The 9,992-nt window shown below is 35.5% G+C and carries 7 protein-coding genes and 1 pseudogene; 5 read left to right on the top strand and 3 right to left on the bottom strand.

Features of this window, described 5'->3' with window-relative positions:
• Together P8M54_RS07265 and P8M54_RS07260 are read right to left on the bottom strand one after the other, a co-directional pair.
• A pseudogene (locus tag P8M54_RS07265) lies at positions 1-807 on the bottom strand (glucosidase); the annotation flags it as partial.
• A gap of 144 nt (positions 808-951) precedes the next feature.
• Positions 952-1,965: a glutamine synthetase beta-grasp domain-containing protein gene (locus tag P8M54_RS07260; protein ID WP_300286721.1), complete on the bottom strand. Its 1,014-nt coding sequence runs from the start codon at positions 1,963-1,965 to the stop codon at positions 952-954.
• A gap of 231 nt (positions 1,966-2,196) precedes the next feature.
• Here P8M54_RS07260 and P8M54_RS07255 point away from each other — a divergent pair, with 231 nt between their 5' ends.
• The 5 genes from P8M54_RS07255 (at position 2,197) to P8M54_RS07235 (ending at position 7,780) form a co-directional block, all read left to right on the top strand.
• Positions 2,197-4,386 (top strand): glutamine synthetase III, encoded by a 2,190-nt coding sequence (locus P8M54_RS07255; RefSeq protein ID WP_300286718.1) that lies wholly within the window; start codon positions 2,197-2,199, stop codon positions 4,384-4,386.
• A gap of 105 nt (positions 4,387-4,491) precedes the next feature.
• The gene (locus tag P8M54_RS07250) at positions 4,492-5,334 is read left to right on the top strand and encodes an OmpA family protein (protein ID WP_300286716.1); all 843 of its coding nucleotides are present in this window, start codon (positions 4,492-4,494) and stop codon (positions 5,332-5,334) included.
• Between the two features lie 99 nt (positions 5,335-5,433).
• Entirely contained in the window at positions 5,434-6,612 is a 1,179-nt protein-coding gene (locus P8M54_RS07245) for an AIR synthase related protein (RefSeq protein ID WP_300286714.1), read from the top strand.
• A gap of 148 nt (positions 6,613-6,760) precedes the next feature.
• Positions 6,761-7,123, top strand: a complete 363-nt coding sequence (locus tag P8M54_RS07240) for a hypothetical protein (RefSeq protein ID WP_300286712.1) — start codon at positions 6,761-6,763, stop codon at positions 7,121-7,123.
• Positions 7,124-7,174: 51 nt separating this feature from the next.
• Positions 7,175-7,780, top strand: coding sequence for a GNAT family protein (locus P8M54_RS07235; protein ID WP_300286710.1), 606 nt, complete (start codon positions 7,175-7,177; stop codon positions 7,778-7,780).
• Positions 7,781-7,901: 121 nt separating this feature from the next.
• Here P8M54_RS07235 and P8M54_RS07230 read toward each other — a convergent pair.
• Positions 7,902-9,992 (bottom strand): pitrilysin family protein (locus P8M54_RS07230; RefSeq protein WP_300286708.1); only part of this gene is annotated, 2,091 nt, incomplete at its 5' end.

Here is a 9,992-nt window from a genome sequence, read left to right as displayed (position 1 = left end):
GTATTCATCAGGCTCGTCAAAATATAAAAAGTAATCTCCTATTCTGTAATGAGAAGCTTTTACTCCCCCAAATCCCTTTTGATCCAAATTAAGTTTAGATATTAATGGCATTCGATTTACTACACCAAAATCCCATAAATTTCTATACCAAAGATTTGGAATCATTACTAAATCAGCTGTTTCATCTGCTCTATTATGAACAGTAATTTTAATACAAATATCCTCAGGACCTTCCTTTGCATATTCAACATAAACATCGAAATACTTATTTCCTTCAAAAACCCCTGTATCTAACAATTCATACTCTCTATCATTTTTGGACCTTTTTTGGCTCTCATGAAGCATTCTTCCGTAAGGAAACTTTTTTTGAGGATACTTATACAAGTATTTCATATAAGAGTGAGAAGGTGTGTTATCCAAATAGTAATAGAGTTCCTTTACATCTTCCCCATGGTTACCATCTTCCCCTGTTAATCCGTATAACCTCTCTTTCAAAATAGCGTCATTACCATTCCAAATACCTAAAGAAAAACATAGGTTTTGATATTTATCTGAAATCCCAGCAATCCCGTCTTCTCCCCATCTATATGCTCTAGATCTAGCATGGTCGTGAGGAAAATAACTCCATGCCGAACCATTCTCGCTATAATCTTCTCGTACAGTCCCCCATTGTCTTTCACTCAAATAAGGTCCCCATTTTCTCCAGGTATTGTTCCCTTTATCATCAACCTCTTCTAATCTTCTTTCTTCGATAGACTTCATAGTAATCCAGGTATTTACATATAAAGATAATTCTTGATGTTGCATTTCTAAAATACTTATTATCGAAAGTTGTACAATATTGATAGGTTAAAAACCTCTTGTACGAACTTAATCTATGGAAGTTGCAACTACATATAAAACAAAAAAGCCCCGTAAAACGGAGCTTTTTAAATCTAAAAAAATTTATACTTATACATTAGCAGAATTAACAGTCTTGATAATTCTAGCTGAAATTTTGTATGGATCTCCGTTTGAAGCTGGTCTTCTGTCTTCTAACCATCCTTTCCATCCTTTCTCTACAGTAATAATAGGAATTCTAATTGAAGCTCCTCTATCCGATACACCATAAGAGAAATCATTAATAGATGCTGTTTCATGTAAACCAGTTAATCTCTGATCATTATACGCTCCGTAAACAGCAATATGCTCTTTAGCAACTGGTCTGAATGCTTCACATATTTTATCGTAAGTTTCCTTAGAACCACAAGTTCTTAAAGTAGTGTTAGAGAAATTAGCATGCATACCAGAACCATTCCAATCTCCTTTAACAGGCTTTGGATGGTATTCTATATAATATCCATATGCTTCTGTTAATCTATCTAATAAATATCTAGCAATCCAAATCTCATCACCTGCTTGCTTAGCTCCTTTTGCAAACAATTGAAATTCCCATTGGCCGCAAGCCACTTCTTGGTTTATACCTTCAAAATTAATTCCAGCAGCTATACATAAATCTGCATGCTCTTCAACTAGTTGTCTTCCGTGGGTATTTTTACCACCCACTGAGCAATAGTACATTCCTTGTGGAGCTGGATAACCACCAATAGGGAAACCTAAAGGAAGTAAGGTCTTAGTATCCATGATAAAATATTCTTGTTCAAAACCAAACCAGAAATCACCATCATCATCAATAGTCGCTCTACCATTCGAGGCATGAGGAGTTCCATCAGCGTTCATTACTTCTGTCATGACCAAGTAACCGTTTAGTCTCGTTGGATCAGGATAGATTGCCACAGGAACAAGTAAGCAGTCAGATGATCCTCCTTCAGCTTGTCTTGTAGAAGAGCCATCAAATGACCAATTGCCTATTTCGGCTAAGGTGCCTTTGAAATCTTCGTGTTCTTCAACTTTAGTTTTACTTCTTAGATTTTGAGTTGGTTCATATCCATCTAACCAAATGTATTCTAATTTAATTTTTGCCATGGTACTATCGTTTAGCTTGGTTGTTTATGTTTTATTGGCAAATATAATTATTTTTACTTTTCGTTTAAAAAAGTGGGGGTTGTTTTGTTTTATCAGTCACTATTTTTGTCAAAACCCTATTTTAGCATGGGTTTAAAATGTAAAATCTGATTTTTTAATGTGTTTTTTAGCTATTATTGTAAAAGTTGTTCTTCTTTTTAAGAACAAATCATTAACTTTGTAAAAAAAAATATGTCAACAATTCGTTTCCAAGCTTTGAGAGAAGCTTCCACAAGAAAACCAGTTCAATTTGAAGAATCAGGAAAAAAATCTGCTATTTTCGGTTCAAATGTGTTCAATGAAAAGGCAATGAAGCAGTATTTAACTTCGGATGCTTTAAAAGGTGTTCAAAGTGCCGTACTACATGGTACTAAAATTGATAGAAAATTAGCTGATTATATCGCAATGGGTATGAAAGAGTGGGCACTTTCTAAAGGTGTTACTCATTATACACACTGGTTTCAGCCACTTACGGGCGCAACTGCGGAAAAGCATGATGCCTTTTTTGAAACTTCATATGATGGGAGCGATCCAGTTGAAAAATTTGGAGGCGCACAATTAGTGCAACAAGAGCCAGATGCTTCTAGTTTTCCTAATGGAGGAATTAGAAACACATTTGAAGCAAGAGGATATACGGCTTGGGATCCAACTTCGCCAGCATTTATTTATGGAACAACTTTATGTATTCCAACTGTGTTTATTTCGTACACAGGGGAAGCACTTGATAATAAGATACCTTTACTTAGAGCATTATCAGCAATAGATGAAGCAGCTACTGATGTTTGTAAGTATTTTGACAAAAATGTAAAGAAAGTAACAGCTACCTTAGGTTGGGAGCAAGAGTATTTTTTGATTGATAAGTCATTAGCAGAATCTCGTCCTGACTTAATGATGACAGGAAGAACTTTGCTAGGTCATACTTCTGCAAAGGGGCAACAATTGGATGACCATTATTTTGGAGCTATTCCTACTCGTGCTTTAATGTACATGAGAGATTTGGAGCAAGAATGTATGTTACTTGGCATACCCGTGAAAACGCGTCATAATGAGGTAGCACCAAATCAATTTGAATTTGCACCCATATTCGAAGAAACCAACTTAGCGGTAGATCACAACTGTTTATTAATGGATGTAATGCAAAAAGTAGCAGAGCGTCATGATTTAAAAGTGTTATTACATGAGAAACCGTTTAAAGGTGTAAATGGTTCAGGGAAACACAACAACTGGTCATTAGCAACTGATACAGGGGTGAACTTATTAAGCCCTAGTAAGACACCAATGACTAATTTACAGTTTTTGGCTTTCTTCATCAATACGATAAAAGCGGTTAATGATTATGAGGCTTTACTAAGAGCTGCAATTGCAACTGCAAGTAATGACCACAGACTTGGAGCAAATGAAGCACCACCAGCAATTATATCTGTTTTTATTGGAGCTCAGTTAACTAAAGTATTAGAGGAATTAGAAGGAGTAACTAAAGGGAAATTGTCTCCTGAGGAAAAAACCGACTTGAAATTAAATGTGGTTGGGAAGATTCCAGAAGTTATTTTGGATAATACAGACAGAAACAGAACCTCACCATTTGCATTTACAGGAAACAAATTTGAGTTTAGAGCTGTAGGTTCTACTGCAAACTGTTCTAATGCAATGACTACTTTAAATACTATCGTCGCTAAGCAATTAAAAGACTTTAAAAAAGAAGTAGATACTTTGATTGAGACGAAAGACATGAAAAAGGATGATGCCATCTTTAATGTTTTAAGAGAGTACATTAAGCATTCTAAAAAAATTCTTTTTGAAGGCGATGGGTATAGCGAAGCTTGGGAAATCGAAGCTAAGAAAAGAGGATTGAGTAATTTTAAAACAACACCTCAGGCTCTAAAAGCAAGAGCGTCTAAACAAGCGTTGGATTTATTTTCAGAAATGGGAATTATGAACCACATCGAAGTAGAGGCACGATACGAAATTGAATTAGAGGAATATACTAAAAAAATTCAAATTGAAGGAAGAGTTTTGGGTGATATTGCTACTAATCACGTCATTCCAACTGCAATTCGTTACCAAAATACGCTGATTGAAAATGTAAAAGGATTAAAAGATATTTTTGGAGCTGAATTTGAAAGCATCGCCAAGGAGCAAATTATCTTAATCAAATCAATTTCTAAGCATATCGAAGGAATTAATTCTAAGGTAGTAGAAATGACTAACGAAAGAAAAAAAGCAAACGTTTTAACAGATGCTCAAAAAATGGCAGAAGCGTATTGCGATAATGTAAAACCATACTTTGAAGTTATTCGTGAGCACTGCGATAAATTAGAGTTGCTAGTAGATAACGAATTGTGGACCTTGACAAAATATAGAGAGTTATTGTTTACCAAATAGTTTTATATTTGAACATATTTGAAACCCGATAGTGCAGACTATCGGGTTTTTTAATACTATTAAATTAATTTGTACGTTGTTATAGTACCTTCAAAATTATTTTTCATGAAAGCAAGTTTTAGCATTTTTTTTCTTTTTTGTTTCATTACCGCTTCAGCTCAAGAAAAATTTCAATTGTTTTTTGATTTTAATAAAGACTTTATTAATAAAACTTCTGTGGTTGATCTTGATAATTGGTTAGAACAAGCCAGCAAAGTAACTATTCTAAAAATTGAGGGATATTGTGACAGTGTTGACACCTATAATTATAATAAAATATTAGCAGCAAGAAGAGTAAATACCGTTCTTGAACTTTTGCAAAGCAAAGGAGTTCAACTTGACGATAAATTGGTAATTAAAGCAATTGGGGAGAATTTTGAACAAGCAGCCAATCAAAGTCAAAACCGAAAAGTAGTAGTGTATTATCAAACTTTGAAAGATAAGATTGAAAACGAAAATTTAACGACTACAAAGCAACAATTTAAAGCATTACAAGAAGAGCAAGCTGTAATAATTACCGAGGATACTTCTATACTTGAGCAATTAGATAAGGCAAAGGCTGGTGATTTGATACCTATAAAAAACCTAATTTTTTATTTTAATTCAGAAAAGATTGTACCCGAATCTGAGGCGGTGCTACAAAGCCTTTTAGATGCTTTGCGCGCCACTCCACAATTAAAAATCAATATCTATGGACATATTTGTTGTAACAGAAACCCAAATGATGTCAAACTTTCGTATCGCAGATCGAAGTTTGTTTTTGATTACCTAATCAAAAATGGAATTGCTACGGCAAGGCTTGGACACAAAGGTTTTGGTAGTAGTAAACCGCTGTACGCCTTGCCTGAAAAAAACGAAGCAGAACGCGCAGCAAATAGGCGTGTTGAGATTTTTGTTGTTCAAAAATAGTGTTACAAATCCCCAAACGGTAGTCTTAAATCCTAAATCTAATTAGTATCTTTGCAACGCAACCCGGCTTATTTAAAACGGCCAACACAACTACACTACATGAGTTCAGATACTTCTAAAAGATACGCACAGCGCGGTGTTTCGGCATCCAAAGAAGATGTGCATAATGCGATTAAAAACATAGATAAAGGATTATTCCCACAGGCCTTTTGTAAAATTGTTCCGGATTATTTGACCCAAGATGCCGACTATTGCTTAATTATGCATGCTGACGGAGCAGGAACAAAATCCTCTCTTGCCTACATGTACTGGAAAGAAACAGGAGATATTTCGGTTTGGAAAGGAATTGCACAAGATGCTTTAATCATGAATATCGATGACTTACTTTGCGTAGGTGCGACTGATAATATTTTACTTTCTTCAACCATTGGCCGCAATAAAAATCTGATCACGGCTGAGGTAATTTCAGCTGTCATCAATGGAACCGAAGAGCTAATTAAGGAGTTAGCTTCATTTGGAGTTACCATTCATTCAACAGGAGGCGAAACAGCTGATGTAGGTGATATTGTACGTACTATTATCGTAGATTCTACCGTAACGGCACGTATGAAACGTTCAAAAGTCATTGATAATGCCAATATCAAAGCAGGCGATGTCATCGTTGGTTTGGAATCTTTTGGTCAAGCTACTTACGAAAAAAGTTATAATGGCGGAATGGGAAGTCATGGTTTAACTTCAGCTCGTCATGATGTTTTTGGGAAATATTTGGCCACTATATATCCCGAAAGTTTTGACGCTGCCGTTCCCGAAGAATTAATTTACTCCGGTCAAGTTAAATTGACGGATGCAGTCGCTAATTCTCCAATCGATGCAGGCCAATTGGTCCTTTCGCCTACGAGAACGTATGCTCCGATTATCAAGAAAATTTTAGACAAATATACCTCCAACGATATCCACGGAATGGTGCATTGCAGTGGTGGTGCTCAAACTAAAATTCTGCATTTCGTAGAAAACCTACATATTATAAAAGACAATTTATTTCCGGTACCGCCTTTGTTTCAGCTTATTCAAGAACAATCAAAAACGGATTGGAAGGAAATGTATCAAGTATTTAATTGTGGCCACCGCATGGAATTATATGTTCCCGAGGCCGTTGCGCAGGACATAATCGCTATTTCGAAGTCTTTTAATGTTGATGCCCGAATCGTAGGTCGAGTAGAAGCTGCAAACACAAAAAAACTAACGATCACAAGCGAGTACGGAACTTTCGAATATTAGTTTTTTTAGGAGCTAATCCCGCTATACGTTGCAATCTTTTTGGTGATCCCTAAAAATCGGGACCACCAAAAAAGGATTTTCACTACTATCGGGGCTAGATAAAACGAGATACCAATCACTTGAACCGCAAGTATAAAAATTAAAGAATATGTACGAATTAGTATTTTGGAAATACCTCGACGAGATTTATTTAAACCACCAAGAAGTTTACGAAGCATTAGAGGAACAACCAATAGTAGAAGGTTTAGAGGAGTTGCCTGTTCAAGTCATATTAAATAGAATAGCTTCGGTTTTTGCTAAATGGGAAAAAGTAGATGAGTCCAGTTGGAAAAATAACGATGGAGTAGGTGCTTTTCAAGTAAAAACAACCGCTCAGAGTATTCAAATTGACTGCTATGGTACCCAAGGAAAAACCATGGACATTTTGGTAGGAATTATGGAGGAATTTAAATGTCCACTTTTTGATCCTCAAATTCCCGCCCGTTATGATGAAATGTACGAAGAGGAATAAAGTAGTAGGGACGTTTTAGTATTCAAGTGATAACAATAAATATAATTTTCTATGCAGTTAACTTTTGACTCCTTTCCTAATTTAGTTTTAGAAAACGAATCCGTTTTGCTTCGCCCATTGCAAATTTCGGATGTAGAAAATCTTTTAGAATTTTCTATCAATGAACCCGATACCTGGAATTTTTCCTTAATTCGTGCTAACGGTCAGGAAAATCTCGTAAAATACATACAGCTGGCACTAGAGGCCAAAGACAAAAAAACCGAATTCCCTTTTATAGTTTTCGATAAAAAGTCAGGTAAATATGCTGGCAGTACTCGTTTTTACGATATTAATTTGTCTCACAAAACAGTGCAATTGGGGTACACCTGGTATGGTAAAGATTTTAGAGGTACTGGATTGAATCAAAATTGTAAGTACTTATTACTTCAATTTGCTTTTGAAACCCTAGCTGTTGAACGCGTGGAGTTTAGAGCAGATAACAATAATAAAAGGAGTATTGCGGCAATGAAAAGTATAGGCTGCACCGTCGAAGGAATTTTGCGTAATCACATGCCTACCTTAGGAAGTAATGCACGGCGTGACAGTATTATACTGAGTATTCTTAAGGAGGAATGGTTCAGTACAGTAAAACCTAATCTAGCGCTTCAACTCTCTTAATTCTTCAATAATACGTAGAAAAAAAACACCCATCACTTTCTCCTATTTTTACAACTTTACCTCGCTTACTGCATAGGAAAATAGAATATGAAAAAGTAATGGGCATTTAAGAATAAAAGCTCTATTTTGTTTTATTCAATAAAATAGGACTACCAAAACCAAGCTGGTCTAATTTTTTCAATTGTGTTTCAGCATCTCCTACAATTAAATAAATCATTTTATTGGCATTTAAATAGCGATTAGCTAATTGCTTGATTTGCTCTAAAGTTATGTTTTTTACTGTATTCTCTTGTTTTTTGGCATAATCATCTGGGTAATTGTAGTTACTGATGTCATATAACATTTTTAGCTTTGAACTAATTGTTTCAAAAGCCCTAGCGTTACTCTTAATCAAGTAACTCTTTGTAACTTCAAGATCATTTTCATTAAAGTTGGTACCGAATTGTTCCACTATACTTTTAATTAAACTTACGGATTCGTAGGTTACATTGGAGCGCACTCCACTGTAAATAGCAAAAGGTCCTTTTATCATTGATCCATCAAATGACGAGCCTATACCATACGTATATCCTTTTCCTTCTCTAAGTTCTTGCGTCAATTGCGATGCAAAGCTTCCACCTCCTAAACGATAGTTCATGATTTCTACAGGATAAAAATCGGCATCCGTGGCAGGAAGGGCAAGATAACCTATTCGCAACACCGATTGTTTAGCACCGGGAACATCATAAAAATAGACTTTAGAATCCGCAGCTTGTTTTGCAATTGTAATGTTAGGGAAATTTACGTTCTTAGATTTCCAATAGCGGTTTAGTGCTGCTAATGAAGTCATAACTTCCTTTTGAGAAATGGCTCCTACAATTTGGAAATTGGCTATAGTAGGAGAAAAATTGCTAATATAATATTTTTTTAAGTCTGCTAATGTTATGGTATTTACCGTTGCTTCGGTACCAATTGGGTTATGAGATAAAATAACGTTTTCTCCATAAAGTAATTTTCGGAATTCAATTTGGGCGATTCTGTTTGGATCTCCTTTTTGCTGAATAATTTGATTTAAAGTACTTTCTTTTATTAAATTAAACTCTTTCTCGTCCCATCTTGGTTCCAGTATAATTTCTTGTACTAATTGCAGTGTTTGATTGTAATTTTTTGCAAGAGTTGTACCGGATATTGTAATAGATTCTCCATCTGAAGTTGCTGAAATTGTTGCTCCAAGGCTTTCGATCGCATTTTCGAGTTCCTCAGGCGTCTTGTTTTTAGTTCCCTTCGTAAGTAGTTCAGCAAGCAAATTGGAAACTCCTATTGTAGACACTTCCTCTAAAAGTAAGCCGCCTTTTAATTGCAGTTGAAATTCTACAAGCGGAACTTCATTTTCTTCGATACCGATAACCTGAAGGCCTGATGTTAATTTGTTTTTCCAGACTGTAGGCAATATAATATCAGGACTTGCTCCATATTGTGGTTCGATTGAGCGGTCAAAGCTAGACGGTGTTTTCGTATAAGTCGCTGCAATAGTAGGATCAAATGAGTCTTCTTTTCCTTCAATTATTTTTTCTTCAACAATAGCTGCTTTTGTAGAACCCGTTAGTATTAAATCGGTTTGGCCTTTTGGAACAAAACTTGCTGCAACATATGATTTTCCTTTGATATAGGTGTTGTAAACACGCATCACATCAGTAGTGGTTACAGCTAGAATATTTTTAATATCCTGATTAATATAATCAGGTGTCCCAGCAAAAATTTCGTATTGCGCTAGTTGGAATCCCTTACCATTTACGCTGGCTAATCCAGTATAAAAATCTGTTTCTTGTCCCGCTTTGATTCGGTCTAGGTCTTTTTGTGCAATTCCGTTAGCCTCAAAATCTTTAAAAGCCGTTTCGATACCATCAAAAACCAAATTTAAATTAGTCTTATCAAATGCTGTAATTCCTAACATGTACTGCCCAGCAATTTCTGAATTGTATTGATAAAAACTAATGTTGTCTGTCAGCTTTTTATCCTCTACTAAGGTTTTATAAAGAGGTGCTTTTTTGCCTCTTGAAAGGTAGGTTGCTAGAACTTCCAGAGCATAACTGTCAGGATGGTATTGGTATACTGATGGCCAAGCTATTGTTAATCTTGGTAAGCGCGCAAAGTTATCTTCATGATATAATTTTTTGGTTTCTTGTAAGGTTACCAACTGCTTATCCATTTTAGGAATAGCTTGACCGCGTTT

It is taken from the genome of Flavobacterium sp., from assembly GCF_029242675.1.
Classification (GTDB): domain Bacteria; phylum Bacteroidota; class Bacteroidia; order Flavobacteriales; family Flavobacteriaceae; genus Flavobacterium.
Note: the sequence above shows the minus strand (reverse complement) of the source record. Positions and strands in the feature narration are given on the sequence as shown.